At 70.9% G+C, this 17,267-nt stretch carries 18 protein-coding genes; 7 read left to right on the top strand and 11 right to left on the bottom strand.

Annotated features, from left to right (window positions below; translation table 11 throughout):
- Window positions 1-14: 14 nt before the first annotated feature.
- The 6 genes from BCF74_RS07505 to BCF74_RS07480 all read right to left on the bottom strand — a co-directional run bounded on the left by BCF74_RS07505 (window position 15) and on the right by BCF74_RS07480 (window position 6,086).
- A complete protein-coding gene (locus tag BCF74_RS07505) occupies window positions 15-1,808 on the bottom strand; it encodes an FAD-dependent monooxygenase (protein WP_106297338.1) in 1,794 nt (597 codons plus the stop codon).
- Complete coding sequence (locus BCF74_RS07500; RefSeq protein ID WP_218279221.1) at window positions 1,805-2,254, bottom strand: nuclear transport factor 2 family protein; 450 nt, start codon at window positions 2,252-2,254, stop codon at window positions 1,805-1,807. The genes BCF74_RS07505 and BCF74_RS07500 overlap by 4 nt, the downstream gene beginning before the upstream one ends.
- Window positions 2,251-2,775, bottom strand: coding sequence for a DoxX family protein (locus tag BCF74_RS07495; RefSeq protein ID WP_106297337.1), 525 nt, complete (start codon window positions 2,773-2,775; stop codon window positions 2,251-2,253). Before BCF74_RS07495 ends, BCF74_RS07500 begins: the two co-directional genes overlap by 4 nt.
- Window positions 2,776-2,818: 43 nt before the next feature.
- Window positions 2,819-3,592 carry an SDR family oxidoreductase gene (locus BCF74_RS07490; RefSeq protein WP_170070165.1) on the bottom strand — a complete coding sequence of 258 codons (774 nt, stop codon included), beginning with the start codon at window positions 3,590-3,592 and terminating at the stop codon, window positions 2,819-2,821.
- A gap of 210 nt (window positions 3,593-3,802) precedes the next feature.
- A complete protein-coding gene (gene hpt, locus BCF74_RS07485; protein ID WP_218279220.1) occupies window positions 3,803-4,354 on the bottom strand; it encodes a hypoxanthine phosphoribosyltransferase in 552 nt (183 codons plus the stop codon).
- Between the two features lie 178 nt (window positions 4,355-4,532).
- Window positions 4,533-6,086: an MFS transporter gene (locus BCF74_RS07480; protein ID WP_218279219.1), complete on the bottom strand. Its 1,554-nt coding sequence runs from the start codon at window positions 6,084-6,086 to the stop codon at window positions 4,533-4,535.
- Window positions 6,087-6,173: 87 nt separating this feature from the next.
- On the opposite strand from BCF74_RS07480, the gene BCF74_RS07475 reads away from it, so the two are divergent.
- Complete coding sequence (locus BCF74_RS07475; protein ID WP_218279218.1) at window positions 6,174-6,656, top strand: MarR family winged helix-turn-helix transcriptional regulator; 483 nt, start codon at window positions 6,174-6,176, stop codon at window positions 6,654-6,656.
- A 107-nt stretch (window positions 6,657-6,763) separates the two neighbouring features.
- On the opposite strand, the gene tilS is transcribed toward BCF74_RS07475, so the two are convergent.
- From tilS to BCF74_RS07460, 3 genes are read right to left on the bottom strand one after another with little or no spacing between them, the layout of a single operon-like run.
- Window positions 6,764-7,729 carry a tRNA lysidine(34) synthetase TilS gene (gene tilS / locus BCF74_RS07470; RefSeq protein WP_106297333.1) on the bottom strand — a complete coding sequence of 322 codons (966 nt, stop codon included), beginning with the start codon at window positions 7,727-7,729 and terminating at the stop codon, window positions 6,764-6,766.
- A 19-nt stretch (window positions 7,730-7,748) separates the two neighbouring features.
- Complete coding sequence (locus BCF74_RS07465; protein ID WP_106297332.1) at window positions 7,749-8,795, bottom strand: zinc-dependent metalloprotease; 1,047 nt, start codon at window positions 8,793-8,795, stop codon at window positions 7,749-7,751.
- Between the two features lie 31 nt (window positions 8,796-8,826).
- Window positions 8,827-10,272, bottom strand: coding sequence for a D-alanyl-D-alanine carboxypeptidase/D-alanyl-D-alanine-endopeptidase (locus BCF74_RS07460; protein WP_170070164.1), 1,446 nt, complete (start codon window positions 10,270-10,272; stop codon window positions 8,827-8,829).
- Window positions 10,273-10,384: 112 nt separating this feature from the next.
- Between BCF74_RS07460 and BCF74_RS07455 the strand changes: the two genes are divergently transcribed.
- Window positions 10,385-11,047 carry an inorganic diphosphatase gene (locus BCF74_RS07455; RefSeq protein ID WP_106297330.1) on the top strand — a complete coding sequence of 221 codons (663 nt, stop codon included), beginning with the start codon at window positions 10,385-10,387 and terminating at the stop codon, window positions 11,045-11,047.
- A gap of 79 nt (window positions 11,048-11,126) precedes the next feature.
- On the opposite strand, the gene BCF74_RS07450 is transcribed toward BCF74_RS07455, so the two are convergent.
- Entirely contained in the window at window positions 11,127-11,834 is a 708-nt protein-coding gene (locus BCF74_RS07450; protein ID WP_106297329.1) for a GNAT family N-acetyltransferase, read from the bottom strand.
- Between the two features lie 10 nt (window positions 11,835-11,844).
- Window positions 11,845-12,288 (bottom strand): SRPBCC family protein, encoded by a 444-nt coding sequence (locus BCF74_RS07445; RefSeq protein WP_106297328.1) that lies wholly within the window; start codon window positions 12,286-12,288, stop codon window positions 11,845-11,847.
- A 70-nt stretch (window positions 12,289-12,358) separates the two neighbouring features.
- Here BCF74_RS07445 and BCF74_RS07440 point away from each other — a divergent pair, with 70 nt between their 5' ends.
- The 5 genes from BCF74_RS07440 to BCF74_RS07420 all read left to right on the top strand — a co-directional run.
- Window positions 12,359-13,393, top strand: a complete 1,035-nt coding sequence (locus tag BCF74_RS07440; protein ID WP_106297327.1) for a hypothetical protein — start codon at window positions 12,359-12,361, stop codon at window positions 13,391-13,393.
- Between the two features lie 101 nt (window positions 13,394-13,494).
- The gene (locus tag BCF74_RS07435) at window positions 13,495-14,358 is read left to right on the top strand and encodes an aldo/keto reductase (RefSeq protein ID WP_106297326.1); all 864 of its coding nucleotides are present in this window, start codon (window positions 13,495-13,497) and stop codon (window positions 14,356-14,358) included.
- Window positions 14,359-14,498: 140 nt separating this feature from the next.
- A complete protein-coding gene (locus BCF74_RS07430) occupies window positions 14,499-15,335 on the top strand; it encodes a glycoside hydrolase family 15 protein (RefSeq protein ID WP_146132896.1) in 837 nt (278 codons plus the stop codon).
- Between the two features lie 106 nt (window positions 15,336-15,441).
- Complete coding sequence (locus tag BCF74_RS07425; RefSeq protein WP_425432808.1) at window positions 15,442-16,776, top strand: ISL3 family transposase; 1,335 nt, start codon at window positions 15,442-15,444, stop codon at window positions 16,774-16,776.
- A 276-nt stretch (window positions 16,777-17,052) separates the two neighbouring features.
- Window positions 17,053-17,267, top strand: a 215-nt coding sequence (locus BCF74_RS07420) for a transposase (RefSeq protein WP_177426639.1), incomplete at its 3' end; no start/stop codon positions are given.

The raw sequence follows: 17,267 nt of genomic DNA, 5'->3' as shown, positions 1-17,267 counted from the left end.
GGTTGCGTTGTCGTTCAGGTGGATTGGCGGTCGAGGACGTGGCGCAGGGCCGCCTCGAGGTCGCCGGTCGGGTTGTCGGTGAGACTCGCGGCACGCCACGCGACGTGGTGGTCGGGGCGTACGAGCAGCACACCGCTGTCCTCTATCTCGCGCAAGAGGGCCCAGCGGCCGAGGACGTCGGCATGCTGGCCGTGACCGATGACGTGGGCGCTCAGCGGCACGTCGAGGGTCTCGGCGAGCTTCTCCGCCGCGTCGACCCAGGGCTGGCCGCCCGGCCCGGTGAGGACGGCGAACCCGCCGTTCCCGGTGAGGTCGAGTGTCGAGACCGCCTCGCGGTCGCGCTCGAGCCAGGCGTGCGGCAGGCGCGCGCCGGGATGCGTCGTCGGGTGGTGGTGCAGCTCCGGGTCACGGTCGGGCGTCGGCCAGGGCGTGCCGTCGTCGAGGACCGCCCCGGAGGTGTAGCGCTGGTCGATCTCGACCCCGAGAGCGTTGAACTGGTAGTTCTGCAGCTGCACCGCGGCCGCCAGGTCACGGCGTCGCTGCTCACCCTCGGCACCTGGTGCATGCAGCCCGTCGAGGGCCGCGGCGCCCTCCTCGTCGCTCTGCCCCGGCCCGAAGCCGAAGGCCTGGCTGATCGGCAGCATGTCCTTGACCGACTGCATCGCGCGGTCGACGACCTGCTTGCCGACGGGCTGGCGCTCGGCGTCATACGAGTCGAGCAGCTCAGGCCCGGCCGCGCCCTGGAGGACGTAGGCGAGCTTCCACGCGAGGTTGAACGAGTCCTGGATCGAGGTGTTCGTGCCGAGGCCGTTGGCCGGCGGGTGCCGGTGGGCGGCATCGCCGACGAGGAACGCGCGACCCTCGCGGAACCGGTCCGCGACGACGTGGTTGATCGACCACGTGCTGACCGACTTGATGGTCACGTCGACGTCGGGGTCGCCGATGGTCGTGCGCGCCCGCTCGATGACCGCCGCCTCGGACAGGTCTGGCTCGCCCTGGCTCGGGTCGTACATGAAGAGCAGCACCCACTCGGTCCAGGGCTTGACGCAGATCCACGTGCCCGAGCCGACCCAGTAGTCGTTGCCCGGCTGGCTCGCGAAGTAGAGCGTCCCGGGCCGGTGCTCCGTGTAGGCCGTGAGGTCGGCCTCAAGCCAGACGTTCACGGCTGCGCCGAGGCCGGACTCGCCGGTGAAGTCGAACCCGAGGTTCTGGGCGACCGTCGAGCGGCCACCGTCGGCGCCGACGACATACGTGGCGCGGATCGTCTGGTTCACGCCGGTGTCGCGCTGACGGACCCGGGCGGTGACGCCGTCGGCATCCTGGGCGATGTGCTCGAGCTCGGTGGAGAAGCGGATGTCCGCGCCGAGTCGCGTTGCGGCGCGCAGCAGCTCGGGCTCGAGGATGTGCTGCGGGATGTTGCACATGCTCGACGGGCTGGCGAGCTCGTACTCGCTTCGACGCTCGGGGCCGCTGCCCCAAGTGAGCAGCCGGGCGAGCTCCTCGCCCGCGAAGCTCGTCATCCACACGTTGTGTCCCATGAGCTCGTTGACCGTCGCGACCTCGCGGACCTGGTCCTCGATGCCGAGGTCGCGGAAGACCTCGACCGTGCGGGAGTTGGTGATGTGCGCGCGCGGCGAATGCGCCGTGCCGGGGTACTTCGTCACGGTGATCGCGTCGACGCCGTGTCGGGCGAGGAGGGCCGCCATCGCGAGGCCGGCCGGTCCGGCACCAACGACGAGGACGTCGGTCGTGAGGTCGGGGCCGTTCTCAGTGGCAGCGTTGGTGGTGATGTTGGTGGTGGCACTCATGACGCCACCTCCACCGTGGCACCCTCACGCAGCCACGGGTAGCGCTCGGTGTCGGCCCCGGCGTAGTCCGGGTCGAGGTAGACGAAGAGCCGGTGGATCCTGCCGTCGCGGACCTCGAGGACGTCGCAGAACCGGCCGGCGTGGGTGACACCGGCGCGGAACTCGACGCCGTCGGCCGTGGTGCCGGAGGAGGTGCCCTCGACGACGACGGTGTCGCCGTTCACGACGTAGTTGAAGTACGCGCCGTCGTGGGTGATGCCCTGGAGCAGCGAGGCAACCCTGCCGAAGGCCTCCTTCGTCGCGTCGATCCCGCGCACGACCCCCACCTTGGGGAACATGAACTCGATGTTGTCGTCGAAGAGCTCGAAGAAGTCCTCGCCGCGGTCGAGCCGCATCAGGTAGTCGAGGGCGACGGCCTTGCGCTCGCCGTCGGTCATGGTGGTCATGCGGTCTCCTGAGGGGTGAGTGCCCGGGCGCGCCGGGACGAGGCGATGAAGGCATATGCCGCGAGCGCGCCGACCACGACCGCGACGACTCCCGTGACGGGCGTCCAGGAGCGGGTGAGCCCGAACGCGTGGTCGAGCGATATGCGCCCGGGCCCGGTGAAGGCGAGGGCACCGGCGACGAGGGCGTAGAGCAGCGGTAGCTCGTAGCCGCCCTTGACGGCCCAGAGGCCCTTGTCGGCGTTGACGGACGCGGCGACGAGCAGGGTGCCGAGGATCATCGCGGCACCGAGCGGGGTGAGCAGGCCGAGGACGAGCAGCGTGGCGCCGGTGATCTCCGTCGCCGCCGCGAGCAGGACCCGGCTGCGTCCGGGCCGGAAGCCCCACGTCTCGAAGAGGGGCGCGGTGCCCTCGGGTCCCATGCCCCCGAACGCGCCGAACGCCTTCTGCGAGCCGTGGGCGAGGATGAGGCCGCCGATGACGAGGCGGAGGACGAGCAGTCCGAGGTCGGTGCTGGTCTCCATGGTCACTCCTTCGTGAGCTGGATGGGCTGCGCGAGCCGGTGGCTCAGCTGAGGTGCATCGCCGCGTCGACGACGAGGTTCGACGCGTTGATGCCCGGGTTGTCGGTGAGCGCGAACGCCGCGCTGACGATGTCGGCCGTCTGGGGCAGGCGCTTGCCCGGAGTCCGCTGGCGCAACCGCTCGTACTGCTCGGCCCGCACCGGGTCCGCCTCGTCGACGGCGAGCGTCCCCATGACGACGCCGGGGGTGATGACGTTGACCCGCACCGGCGCGATCTGCACGGCGAGCGAGTTGGCGAGGCCGACGACGCCGGCGTTGGCCATCGAGATGGTCGTCGAGCCGGGCATCGGCCGCCACATCGACAGGCCGCTGAACATGAGGACCGACCCGCCGGGGTCGAGCTTCGGCAACGCATAGTGCACGCTCGCGGCATACCCGACGTTCTTCATGAGCGACGTCTTCGCGGCGTCGTCCGGACGGAAGTCCTTGATGTCGTTCTGGTCCCGGTCGAGTGCCGCGAGGATGAGGTGGTCGATGGTGTCCACCCCGTCGAAGAAGCGCTCGAGCGAGCTCCAGTCGGTGAGGTCGCAGATCCCTGCGACCGCGTCGATCCCGATGTCCGCGGCGGCCTTCTCGGCCTTCTCCGCGTCGCGGCCCGCGACCGTCACGCGCTGTCCGCGCGCCGCCGCCGCTCTCGCGATCTCGAGGCCCAGTCCCTGGGTGCCTCCGACGATGACCACGTGCTGGTCTTCGAGCGGCTTGGGTTCCCCGCTCTCGCGGAGGTCTGCACTCGTTCCGCCACTGCGCTGTGCCGGCATCTCGACCCTCCTTTGGGTGCGTGTGCCGACCAGCATGGCTCATGATTGACGAATAAACAAGAGATTTTCGAAAATCTCTCCTGGTCAACTTTCCCGCCCCATGCGGGAACGTTGAGTCACGCCCCACTTCGGTAGCCCTCCCTCACCCAAGGTTCCGCCATGGGGCGGGAAAGTTGGGATCAGCGGGCGGGCGTATGCCGGCCGCTCGCCTCAGCTGTAGACGTGCGGTGCGAGCGTGCCGACCTGGCGCAGTCCGCGGTACTGCTCGGCGTAGTCGAGGCCGTAGCCGACGACGAACTCGTTGGGGATGTCGAAGCCGACCCACTTGACGTCGACCTCGACCTTGGCCGCGTCGGGCTTGCGCAGCAGCGTGCAGATCTCGACGGACGCCGGGTTGCGGGACTCGAGGTTGGCCTTGATCCACGAGAGCGTCAGGCCGGAGTCGACGATGTCCTCGACGATGAGGACGTGCTTGCCGGAGATGTCGGCGTCGAGGTCCTTGAGGATGCGCACGACGCCGGAGCTCTTCGTCCCGGAGCCGTAGGACGAGACCGCCATCCAGTCGACCGGCGCCGTCATCGGCAGGGCGCGCATGAGGTCGGCCATGACCATGACCGCTCCCTTGAGGACGCCGACGAGGAGCAGGTCCTTGCCTTCGTACTCCTTCGCGATCTCCTCGGCGAGCTCGCCGAGCCTGGTCTCGATCTCGGTCTCGCTCACGAGCACCCGCTCGAGGTCGGCTCCCATGTGGGACGAGTCCACGGTGCACCCTCCTGGTCTGCTGGCCGGCAGCGGTCGGGGCGGTGCGCCGACGTGCCGGATGGTCGGGTCCTAGTCAACCGGACCCGACCATCCGGCGGACACCCGGACCTGCCACTGATTGCGCACAGTTCGCACGCGAGCGTGCGAACTGTGCGCAATCAGTGGTCAGCAGGACTGGTCAGCTCCGGGTCACCTCGGCCGGGACCGGCGCGTCCCCTGTGACCACGCGCGGCCGGCGACCGAGGAGGACGAGGGTCCCGAGGAGACCCGCGACAGTGAGGGTGATGACGACGGCGATCGAGGGCACCATGCCCGGAGGCAGGCGCGTCGGGTCGGCCGCGCGACCGGCACCGGCCGTCGCGGTGATCGCCGTGACGACCGCGATCATGAGTGCTCCCCCGACCTGGATGAAGGTGTTGAGCAGTCCTGACGCCAGCCCCTGCTCGTGGTCCGCGACGCCTGCGGTCGCCTGCGCGTTGACCGCCGGGAAGAGGATCGCGAAGCCGATGCCGAGCAGCACCATCGTCGGCAGGAGGAAACGGACGTATGACTGCTCGGGTCGGGCGAGGAGGAACCATCCGTAGGCGAGGCTGAACGAGGTGAGCCCGGCCGCGACGAGGACGCGGGTGTCGGCCCGGTTGAGCAGCCGGTCGATGCGCAGCGCCGACCCGAGGACGATGAGGCCCGCGGGGAGGAAACCGAGCGCCATACCGATCGCCGACCACCCGAGCTGCTCCTGGAGGTAGAGCGAGACGAGGAACTGGAACGCGGCATACCCGCCGAACATCACGAGCCCCGCGAGGTTCGCGTGGACGAGCTCGGGCGAGCGGAGGATGCCCAGGCGCACGAGCGGGTGCGGGTGGCGCAGCTCGATGACGACGAAGGCCGTCATGAGCAGTGCCGCACCCGCGAAGCCGGCCAGCGACACCGGGGCACCCCAGCCGGCCTCCGGCGCGCGGACGACGGTGAGGACGAGAAGGAGCAGGGCGAGCGTCGAGGTCAGGGCACCGGCGACGTCGACACGCCTGAGCGAGAACGCATCCGAGACCGAGTGCGGGATGACCTTCCAGCCGAGGGCGAAGAGCGCGAGCGCCACCGGGCCGGGGAAGAACAGCGCCGCACGCCACGAGATCTCGGTGAGCAGCCCGCCGGCGACGAGGCCGAGCGAGAAGCCGCTCGCGCCGCACACGGTGTAGATCGAGAAGGCCCGGTTGCGTGCGGCTCCTTCGGCGAAGGTCGTCGTGATGATCGACAGGCCCGCCGGGACCGTGAACGCCGCGGCGACGCCCTTGACGAAGCGCAGCAGGACGACGAGGGAGCCGACGTCGACGAGGGCGCTCACGACGGAGGCGACGCCGAAGACGAGGACGGCCGCGAGGAAGACCTGCCGGCGACCGATGAGGTCGCACGCCCTCCCTCCGAGCAGGAGGAAGCCGCCGTAGCCGAGGATGTAGCCGGAGATGAGCCACTGGGCCGCCGACGGGTCGAGGTCGAGCGCTGCGCGGGTCTCGGGGAGGGCGACCCCGATCATCGACAGGTCGAGACCGTCGAGGAAGAGGACGGCGCCGAGGACGAAGACGAGCAGCCAGACCCGGGAGGTCCACGGCGTGCCCTCGTCGACGACGAGGTGGTCGGACGCATCGGCCTGGCCGGGGCGGTCGTGCAGATCGGGACGGTCGCGGAGGTCGCGGCTGTCGGAGTCGAGGTCGGGTGGAGCACTGGTGGATGCCATGCCGCCTACTCTCATGCATCTGCATTCAATGCGCAAGCAAATAATGAGGAAACAACTGATTCACCCGCATCTGATAGGGTGCGACGCGTGAAGGGCAGCACGACCACCCCCGCCACGCCGCTCGACGACGACGCGCTCGCGGCCGGCTGGCGCGACCTCATGCAGCGCTACCAGCGCCTCAGCTGCACCCTCGACCGCACGCTCATGAGCGAGCACGAGCTCACCTCCAGCGAGTTCAACGTCCTCGAGGCGCTCTGCGTCGCCGAGCCGGCCGAGCTCAAGATGGCCGACCTCGGCACCCGCGTGCACCTCACCCAGTCCGCCCTGTCGCGGCTCGTCGGGCGGCTCGAGGAGGCCGGGCTCGTCCACCGCGAGATGTGCCCGAAGGACCGCCGCGCCGTCTTCGCCCGCGTCACCGACTCCGGCCGGGCTCGGTATGCCGAGGCGCGCCCCACCCAGCGCAGCGTCCTGCGCGCCGAGGTCGAGGCGGCCGAGGCCCCGTCGACGAACGCCTTCCTCGAGGCCTGCGCCGCCCTCCCGGCGGACCCCGCCGACTCCTCCAGCTCCTGACCGCTGTCCCACCAGCCCCACCCCTCCCCCGACTTCTTGCGCAGAGTTCGCACGCCTGCGTGCGAACTCTGCGCAAGAAGTCAGACACCGATGCGAACTGTGCGCAATCAGTCGAGGGAGATCTCGGCGCCTGGGGTGCGGCGGACGCGGAGGTTGCCGGGCGCGTGGACGGCGCCCTGTCCGTGCCACTGGGTGAGGAGGGCGTCGCAGGCGTCCGTATGCCGTGCGCTCACCTGACCCACCGGCGCGCCCGCCGTGGTGAGCAGCCGCCGCCACACCCGGGTGCGCACCGCCCGGTCGAACGCGAGCAGGTCCGCGACCGGCCACGGACCCGGCCCCAGGGAGCGCACCGCCCGGTCGGCCAGGGCGTCGAGCGCATCGGCGTCCTCGCGCAGCTGGTCGGCCGAACGCCCCAGTGCCTGGGCGACTCCCGGCCCGAGGTCACGTTCGAGGTCGGCCACCGCGTGCCGCGCCCGAACCCGGGTGAAGGACTCGTCCGCGTTCATCGGGTCGTCCCACCACGAGACTCCCTCGGCCGTGAGCGACTCACGGCACTCGACCCGGGTCACCCCGAGCAACGGGCGCCGTACCAACCCGCGCACCGACGGCATGCCGGCGAGGGAGCGAGCACCGGACCCGCGAACGAGGCCGAGCAGCACCTGCTCGGCCTGGTCGTCGAGCGTGTGCCCGAGCAGCACGACCTCGGCCCCGACCCGGTCAGCGACCGACTCCAGGGCTGCATACCGCGCATCACGAGCAGCCGCCTCGAGCCCAAATCCGTTCTGCGACACCACGACTCGCTCCACGACGACCGGGTCGAGTCCCAGGTCGCGCACCCACCCCGCAGCCCGCTCGGCCACCTCGTCGGACCCGGGCTGGAGCCCGTGGTCGACGACGACCGCCCCGCCGCGCCACCCAGCGTGCCGCTGCTCGTGGGCGACCGCCTCTGCCAAAGCCATCGAGTCCCCTCCCCCACTGCACGCGACCAGGACCACCGCGCCCGGTGCGACGTCCGACAACGCCGCGCGGACGGCATACCGGATCTTGGCCGTGGACGGATGCGGTCCGGACACCGTTGCGCCAGAGGGGAACTCAGCCGTGCACGCGCTTGACCCACGCGTCCGGGTCGGTGATCTCGAGCGGCCTCGGCAGCGTCTCGGGAGAGGTCCAGACGGCGTTGAAGCCGTCGACGCCGACCTTGTCCTGCACGCCGCGGACGAAGACGGCGCCGTCGCGGTACTGGCGCATCTTGGCCTCGAGGCCGAGGAGCCGGCGCAGGATCTTGTCGAACGCCCCGACGCCCTTGCGGCGCTCGGTGAACTTCTTGCGGATCTCGGCGACGGTCGAGATGTGAGCGGGACCCACGTCGTCCATGACGACGTCCGCGTGCCCCTCGAGCAGGGACATGACCGCGGTGAGCTCGGCGAGCTTCTCGCGCTGCTCCGGCGTCGTGACGAGGTCGGTGATGCCGCCGGAGCCGTCGCGCAGCAGCTCGGGCAGCTTCTCGCGCAGGCGCGACGTGAGCTCCTGGACCCGCTCGGGGTCGGGCGCCATGTCGGTCGCGAGCGCGCGGGCCTCGCGGATCATGTGCTCGCGCAGCCACGGGACGGCGGTGAACTGCACGCGGTGGGTCTCCTCGTGCATGCACACCCACGCGCGGAAGTCCTCGGGGTCGACGTCGAGCTCGCGCTGCACCTGGAGCAGGTTCGGGGCGACGAGGAGCAGGGCCGGCGTGCCGTCGGGAGCGAGGTCGTACTGCCCGAGCACCTTCGTCGACATGAACGCCAGCAGTGCACCGGCCTCGGCGCCGGTGACCTTGCCGCCGATCTGGGCTCCGAGGCCGTTCGGTGTGCCGCCCCGCTTGGCGACGATCTCGTCGAAGGCCGGCCCGAGCATCGCACCCATGGAGTCGGCGTTCGTCGCGATCCACGTCGGCCGGTCGACGACGAGCGCCTCGGGCGCATCGTCCGGGGTCTGCATCCGGGACGTCTCGGCCACCGGCCCGTGGGCCCGGCGTGCGGCCGCGCGGATCGCGGCGACCTCGGCGGCCGCCTCGTCCGCGGACACGCTCGGACCGGGCGGGACGAGGGTGCTGCCGGTGGTCTTGGCGAAGTTCCAGTCGACGTAGCCCGTGCTCACGCGTTCTCCTGACTTTGGGCGTTCATCGGGTTTAGCGGCAGCCGCACTGCGTCAGTGCGGTGACGAACCGATCCAACGCCGCCCGGGCACCGAGCGTTCCCGACGACTCTGGCACACGGTCGGCGAGGACGACGAACGTCAGCAGCCGCCCGTCCTTCGTCACCGTGGAGCCGGCGAGGCTCGAGATGCCGGTGAGAGTGCCCGTTTTTGCGCGCGGTATGCCGGCCGCGGCCTTCGTGGTCTTGCTCTGGTAGCGCTTGGCGAGCGTCCCGGTGAGCCCGGCGACGGGCAGCCCGGCGATGGCGTCGCGCAGGTCGGGCTCCTTGCCGCTGCTGGCGAGCGCGAGGACGTCACCGAGCGTCGTCGCGCTGACGACCTGGCCGTAGGCGAGGCCGCTCGCGTCGAGGGTAGCCATGCCGGCTGTGTCGACACCGGCCTCGGTGAGGGTGGCCTTGACGAAGGCGGGGACGGCGGTGAGCTTCGCGGGGGACTGGCCCTTGGCGGCCATGGCCTGGCGGACGAGGTTCTCGGTGAGGGCGTCGTCGCTGACGTTGAGGGCGACGTCGAGGACCTCGCGGTAGGTCGCGGACTCGACGGCCCCGAGCTCGCGAGCGCCCTCGGGTGCGGGGGTGCCGTGGTCGGTCGGACCGAGCGGGACGGCCTTCGTGGCGATGCCCTTGGCGGTGAGCAGCTTCGCGAGCGCCCCTGACACGGAGTCCTCGGCGACGGCGACCGATGGCGTGCCGTACTTCGGGCGCTGGATGGCTCGCCCGAGCATGGCGACGCCCTGGGTGAAGCCCTCGTCCGCGTCGATCTGCTTCCATTTCGCCGGGAAGCGCGGCCCGGCGGCATACGTCGCGTCGGTCCGCAGGGTCACCGAGGTGACGCCCTGCTCGCGCAGCGAGGCGGCGACCTCGTCGGCGAGGGTCCCGAGGCCGGCGTGGCCGGCGACGGACGAGGGGTCGGAGGCGCCTTCGCCGAGCATCGTGTCGCCACCGGCGACGAGGACGATCTCGCCGGGCTTCGCCCCCTCGACGACCTTGGTCGTCATGCGCGACTCCAGGTCGAGGGACCGGATGACCGCGAAGGCGCTGAGGACCTTGGTCGAGGACGCCGGCGCGCGCGGGGTGTCCGCGGACACGGCATACAGCTCCTCGCCGGTCAGCCCGTCGCGCACGGTGACGCCGACACTGGGACCGAACCACGGGTCCTTGACGAGCGGAGCGAGAACCGTGGTCAGTCCGGCGGTCGTGGGCACGGGTGCGCTCGGGGTCGGCGTGGGGCTGGGCGCGACCGCGGCGGGCAGCGGCGCCCACGACGGGGTCGCGGAGGGCGAGTCCGACGGGGTCGGCGCGGCGACGGGAGCACCGTCGTAGGTGAGGATGCCCGGCGCGAGCCCGGCGACGTCCGCCGCGGCGTACCCGGTGACGCCGACGACGACTGCGGCTGTGAGTCCGGCCACAACTCCGCGTCGCATGCGCGTGGCTCCCCTGTCGTTCGTGCTGATGGATTCGTGCGCCGCCCGGTCATACGGGAGACTGGTCCTCGAGCGTAGGTCATCCCCTCCCACCCGAAAGAAGGCCACCACCGTGGAGTTCGACGTCACCATCGAGATCCCCAAGGGACACCGCAACAAGTACGAGGTGGACCACGAGACGGGCCGCATCCGCCTCGACCGGATGCTCTTCACGTCGATGGCGTACCCGAGCGACTACGGCTACGTCGAGGACAGCCTCGGCGAGGACGGCGACCCGCTCGACGCGCTCGTCCTGCTCGACGAGCCGACGTGGCCCGGCTGTCTCGTGCGCGCCCGCCCCATCGGCATGTTCCACATGCGCGACGAGGCCGGCGGCGACGACAAGATCCTCTGCATCCCGGCCGGCGACCCGCGCAAGGCGCACATCACCGAGCTCGAGGACATCAGCGAGTTCGACCGCCTGGAGATCCAGCACTTCTTCGAGACCTACAAGGACCTCGAGCCCGGCAAGTCCGTCGAGGGCGCCCACTGGGCCGGCCGCGAGGACGCCGAGCGCACCGTGACCGAGGCCATCGAGCGCGCCCGCGAGGCGGGCGTGTCCACCGCGCGGTGGCGTATGCCGGCCGGTCACGACGCGTCGGCGGCGCCGGCGTCGTCGGTCCCGAACGAGGTGTCCGCGGCACGCACCGAGGAGGAGCACGCCCACGCGGCCGCCAAGGCCAAGGAGGAGCTGGCGACCAAGGAGAAGCCGCTCAGCGACAACCCCGACGCCTGACCCCCACAGACACGACTGATTGCCCGTTGCGGTCGCGCCCGGCACAACTGATTGCCCGTTCCGGTTGCGCCGGGCGGCGTCAGACCCGCAGACTCGCGCGCTGCTGCCCGGACTCGTCGAAGTTGGCCGGGTCGAGCCACGCCTCGTGGGCGGCCCGCACCGCCGGCCACTCCTCGCTCGTCACCGAGAACCAGTCGGTGTCGCGGCTACGCCCCTGGGTGACCATGTGGTTGCGGAAGCGCCCCTCGTAGGTGAACCCGAGTCGCCGAGCGGCCTGCTGCGACGGTTCGTTGAGGCTGTCGCACTTCCACTCGAAGCGCCGGTAGCCGAGGTCGAACGCGTGCCGCATGAGGAGGTGGATCGCCTCGGTCGCCGCGCGTGTGCGCCGCAGCCCGGTCCCGTGCAGGACCCCAGCGACCTCTGCCTGCCCCGTCCGCGGCTCGACGCGCATGTATGCCGCGATGCCGCTCGCCGTACCGGCTCGCTCCCCCTCGGTCGGGATGAGCGAGAACGGGAGCTGGGCGTCGTCCTCGAGCGCGGCGGCGAGGTGCATCCAGAGACCGGCGAGGTTGGCCGGCTTCGCGACGGGACGGTAGGTCCACAGCGGACCGTCGTCCGGTCCGCACGTCGCGGCGAAGAGGTCCGAGAAGTGCGCCTCGGACAGCGGAGCGACCCGGACATACCGGCCCTCGAGGGTCGTCGGTTCGAGCGGGGGCCGGGGCGTCCAGCCCTCGACCACCGGCCCGACGCGCTGTCCGAACTCGTTGGTCTCCGGCTCCTGCGACATACCGGCGACCCTAGACGTCAGCGAGCAGGCGCTGCATACCGTGTCGGCAGGAGCGCATCATCCAGGAATGGTTGGCGCGCAGGAGCGGGGCGAGGACCGGCGCGACCCGTCGCAGCACCGGCACCGTCACCTCGACCTCCTGCCGGAAGACCACCTCCGTCCCGCCACCCCCCGGCGTCAGCAGGAACTCCGCCCACCCGGTCAGGTCACCCGACAGCCCGACCCGCAGCCGCCCCGTCGCCGGGTCGTCGACCTCACGAACGAGCCTGAGCCGCAAGGTGATCGGCAGCAGACTGCGCACCCGCGCATCGCCGACGTCCTCACTGACCCGCACCACCGAACGCACCTCCCGCCACCAGGTGGGATAGTCCTCGACCGCCGCGCACACGGCATACACCTCCGCGACGGGAGCCGGCACGACCCAGCGGTGACGGAACCTCCACAGGCGACCCACGCGGCAAGTCTCGCGCAAGGGTTCACCTCGGCGGAGTCCGGCGTTCACCCGCGGCGGCGAGAGTGAGGGGATGAGAACGCTCCGGTATGCCGCTGCGCCCGCCCTGTCCCTCGTCCTCGCCGCCGCGTTGGTCCCGTCCGCGACCGCGGCCGGCACGACCCCCGACCTGCCGGACACGGCCCACCGCAACCATTTCGCCGTGATCGGCGACGTGCCCTACGGCGCCGACCAGGTCGCGCGCTTCCCCGGCTGGGTCGACGAGATCGACGCCGCCGACCCCGAGTTCACCGTCCACGTCGGTGACATCAAGAGCGGCTCGTCGGTGTGCTCGGACAGCTACATCACGAACATCCGCGACGTGCTCGACACCCTGAGCAGCCCGTTCATCTTCACGCCCGGCGACAACGAGTGGACCGACTGCCACCGGGTCAACAACGGCGCCTACAACCCGCTCGAGCGGCTCGACTTCGTCCGCGCGACGTTCTTCCCCGACCCCGGCCGCACCCTCGGCGAGAAGACCCGCAAGGTCGAGGCCGACACCGCTGCGGGCTACCCCGAGAACGTGCAGTGGCGCGAGGACCGCGTCTCGATGGCGGCGGTCCACGTCGTCGGCAGCAACGACGGCACCCAGCCGTGGACCGGGCTCGGGCTCACCGCGCCGACACCGGAGCAGCTCGCCGAGCAGGACGCGCGGATGGAGAGCGCCCTGCGGACGGTGCGCGAGGCGTTCGCGGACGCACGCCGTCGCCAGGACCGGGCGGTCGCGATCTTCCTCCAGGCCGACATGTTCGACCCGACCTACGACGTGCCGCTGTCGAACGTCTCCGAGTTCACCCCGCTCGTGCAGCTGCTCATCGACGAGTCGAACGCCTTCGACGGGGAGACCTACCTCTTCAACGGCGACAGCCACGCCTACAACGAGGACCAGCCGCTCGCGGAGGGCTCGCCGTGGCTCGACCTCTACGGCGTCACCGGGTCGAGCGACCTGCGCCGCGTCACCGTCGACGGGTCGGGCAACAACACGAACTGGCTCGACGTCACGGTCAACCCAGTCCGCTCCGGGCTGCCGGTGCTGACCTGGGAGCGCGTCCCCTACACGAGCTGACCCAGACCTCGCCTCGTGTGCCTGACGCAGACACATGCCTCTGCGTCAGGCACACACGGCGGCTGTGGTGGGGTCGGGTCGCGGCGCGTAGCGTCGTCGCCATGGCCACCACCTCCCCCGACCTGCCCCGCACCCACGAGCTGCACGACGGCACGACGATCCCCGCGATCGGTTTCGGCACCTATCCCCTGCGCGGCGACGACGGCATCGAGGCGATCACCTCCGCCATCACCGCCGGCTACCGGCTCGTCGACACGGCCGTGAACTACGAGAACGAGCGCGAGGTCGGCGAGGCGATCCGCCGCGCCGGCGCCGAGGGCATCGACCGTGACGAGCTCGTCGTCCAGAGCAAGATCCCCGGTCGCGACCACGCCTACGACAAGGCCGTCGCATCCGTCGAGGGCTCCCTCGAGCGGCTCGGCCTCGACCGTCTCGACGTCGGCCTCATCCACTGGCCGAACCCGTCGGTCGGGCTGTTCCCCGAGGCGTGGCGGGCCCTCGTCGACTGCCGCGAGCGCGGGCTCGTCCGCAGTATCGGCGTCTCGAACTTCACGCCCCAGCACCTGGCCCGCACCATCGACGAGTCCGGCGTGACGCCCGTCGTCAACCAGGTCGAGCTGCACCCCCTCTTCCCGCAGGCCGAGCTGCGCGCCGAGCACGAGCGGCTCGGGATCCGCACCGAGTCGTGGAGTCCGCTCGGCAAGCGGGAGGCGCCGTTCGGTGCCGACCCGGTCGCCGATGCCGCTGCGGCACATGGGGTTTCGCCCGCTCAGGTCATCCTGCGCTGGCAGCTCCAGCTCGGCGCGATCCCGCTGCCGAAGTCGGGCACGCCGGAGCGCCAGCGTGCGAACCTCGACGTCTTCGGGTTCGCGCTGACCGACGAGCAGATGGACGCCATCAGCGGTCTCGGTCGTGCCGACGGCCGCCTCTTCGACGGCGACCCGGAGACGCACGAGGAGATGTGACCCTGATCGGCGACCGCTGACCGGAACCCGGCGCACCGGCATACGCATCGATCGGTATGCCGGTCCGCTGGGTTTCGTCGTATCCGCGCGTGTTCGTGCCGGCCCTGGAGTAGGTTCGGCGCAACCGACGGAGGTAGCGGGTGCGCGGTGCAGGGCGAGCGACGGCTGCGGTGCTGTGCTGCGCCCTGCTCGCCGCGTGTGGCTCGAGGCCGGACGAGCAGCGCATCTGGGCCGAGCCGCAGCTGGCGACTGCTCCGGGCTATCGGGTGGCCGACGGCGAGCCCCGCGACCCCGAGCTGCTGAGAGCGGCGCGGGACTGGGTCGACAGCGGCACCGTGCCGGGTGAGGGCACCGAGTGGGAGCCGATGAGCCGGGTCGCGCTGCTCGACCTCAACCAGGCGATGAGCGGGATGTCGCGCGGGCTGGCGCCGGTGGCGGGACCCGCGGCGGGCTGGGACTACTTCTGGCCGCGCGACGGGGCGTTCGTCGCGGTGGCGCTGGACCGCACCGGACACACCCGCGAAGCGAGCTTCATCGTCGACTTCATGGCGCGGCTGCCCTTCGACAAGAAGCGTGGGTTCGACGCTCGCTACGAACCGAACGGCACGCCCGTGGTCGACAGGCCGCGCGGCCCACAGTCCGACGGGTGCGGCTGGGTGCTCTGGGCGGTCGGGTCCCTGTCCTCGGCGTCACTTCCGCCGTCGACGGCCGGGCTGCGGTCGAAGTGCCTGCGCAACCTGCTCGACCTGACGTGGAGCGGCTGGCAGCTGCCGCCGCCGTCGCCGGACTACTGGGAGGTCGCGGTCCCGGAGACCACTCTGGGCACGGTCGCCCCGATGATCGCAGGCTTGCGTGCCACCGCTGATGCTGCCGACGCTCCCCCGGCCGAGGCCTGGGCGGCCGGTCAGGCGGCGAAACGTCTTGAGAGACAGGTGTTCTCGTCGATGGGGCCCTCGTTGCAGGCTCTTCCCAGATGAGTGTGGGGTCAGGGCGACACGCAGGGTCTGCGGCCTGAGCTGAGAAGGGGTCGAGGTCCCGGAGGATCAGAGGACTTCTACCTCTTCTGATCTCAAGGACCTCGACGTGCCTGAGCCTACGTCGTGCTGCTCAGTTGTGGGCGGCTACTGCGACCGGTGTGACCTTCTTGTCGGCTTGGACGGGCTGCGTGTGACTGCGGTGGCCCGTGACGAGGACGGCGCGTTGACCGTGACGGTGGAGTCCGAGCCAGCAGTGATGGGCTGCCCCTCGTGCGGGGTGGTGGCGCACGGGCACGGACGGCTCGAGGTGCGGCTGGTGGACGCCCCGTCGGCCGGGCGGCCGGTCACGGTGGTGTGGCGCAAGCGGCGCTGGCTGTGCCCGGAGCCGGCCTGCCCGCGTGTGTCGTTCGTTGAGCAGGACGAGCGGGTCGCGCGGCCGCGGGCGCTGCTGACGACCCGGGCGTGCCGGTGGGCGATCGAGCAGGTCCGCCGCGAGCACGCCTCGATCCACGGGCTGGCCCGGCAGCTGGGCACGACGTGGGACACGGTGTGGGCCTCGATCCGCCCGCTGCTCGAGGATGCCGCCAACGATGAGTCCCGCTTCGACGGGGTCACCACCTTGGGCGTCGACGAGCACGTGTGGCACCACGTGTCCCCGCTCCGCCGCGGCCCGAAGGAGCTGACCGGGATGGTCGACCTGACCCGCCACCCGGACCCGAAGAACCCCGAGAAGATGGTCGTGCGGGCGCGGCTGCTGGACCTGGTCGTGGGCCGCTCCGGGCCCGCGTACGCCACTTGGCTGTGCGACCGCGGCGAGGCGTTCCGCAAGCGGGTGCAGGTGGCGACGCTGGATCCGTTCCGCGGGTACAAGAACGCGATCGACGACCAGCTGGCCGACGCCGTCGCCGTCCTCGACGCCTTCCACGTCGTGAAGTTGGCAGGTCACGCGCTCGACGAGGTCCGCCGCCGCGTCCAGCAGCAGATCCACGGCCACCGCGGCCGCAAGAATGACCCGCTGTATCGGATCCGGAACATCCTGCACGCCGGCGCCGAGCACCTGACCGAACGACAACAAGCCCGGCTCGCCGCCGCGATCGCCGCGGACGAACGACACGACGAGGTCTGGGTCGCCTACCAGTGCGCCCAACAGGTCCGCTCCGCCTACCACCAGGCCAGCCACGCCCAAGGTCGCGTGATCGCCGAGAAGATCCTCGCCAGCTTCGCCTCGTGCCCGATCCCCGAGATCGCCCGGCTCGGTCGGACGCTGGCCCAGTGGCGTGAGGCGTTCCTCGCGTACTTCACCACCGGCGGCGCGAACAACGGCGGTGCCGAAGCCGTGAACGGACTGATCGAGCTGCACCGCAGGGTCGCCCGCGGCTTCAGAAATCGCCAGAACTACAGGCTTCGGATGCTCCTCATCGCAGGAGGCCTCAACCTATGACCCCACACTCATCTGGGAAGAGCCGCATTATGGAGGCGACGGTTGGTGCCACCCACCCGAAGTCGATCGTCACGGAACACGTTGACAAGGGCGCCACGCGGTGTGGCGATTCGGCCCGAATTGCACTCCATCGGCCAGGCGGACAGTCCACAGGGAGTTGAGTCCATAGGGTTGGTGTACGACGACACCGGTGAGCGTGTCCCTACGCACGTAGGTGCGGTCACCGCGTGATCCTTCGAGTGAACCTCTCACAGCACTCTCGAATGGAGCATCGCGATGACCGCGAACACCAGTATCGACCCTGCCGTCTTCCTGCACGACCAGCTCGCCCAGGCCAGCCCGGACCTGATGCGCGATCTGCTGACCACGTTCATCAACGCGCTGCTGTCGGCGCAGGCCGATAGCGTGTGCGGTGCCGAGTACGGCACCCGTAGCCCGGACCGCACCAATAGCCGCAACGGGTACCGGCACCGGGACCTGGACACTCGCGC

The organism is Knoellia remsis, assembly GCF_003002895.1.
Classification (GTDB): Bacteria; Actinomycetota; Actinomycetes; order Actinomycetales; family Dermatophilaceae; genus Knoellia; species Knoellia remsis.
This window is presented reverse-complemented; position numbering and strand designations above follow the sequence as displayed.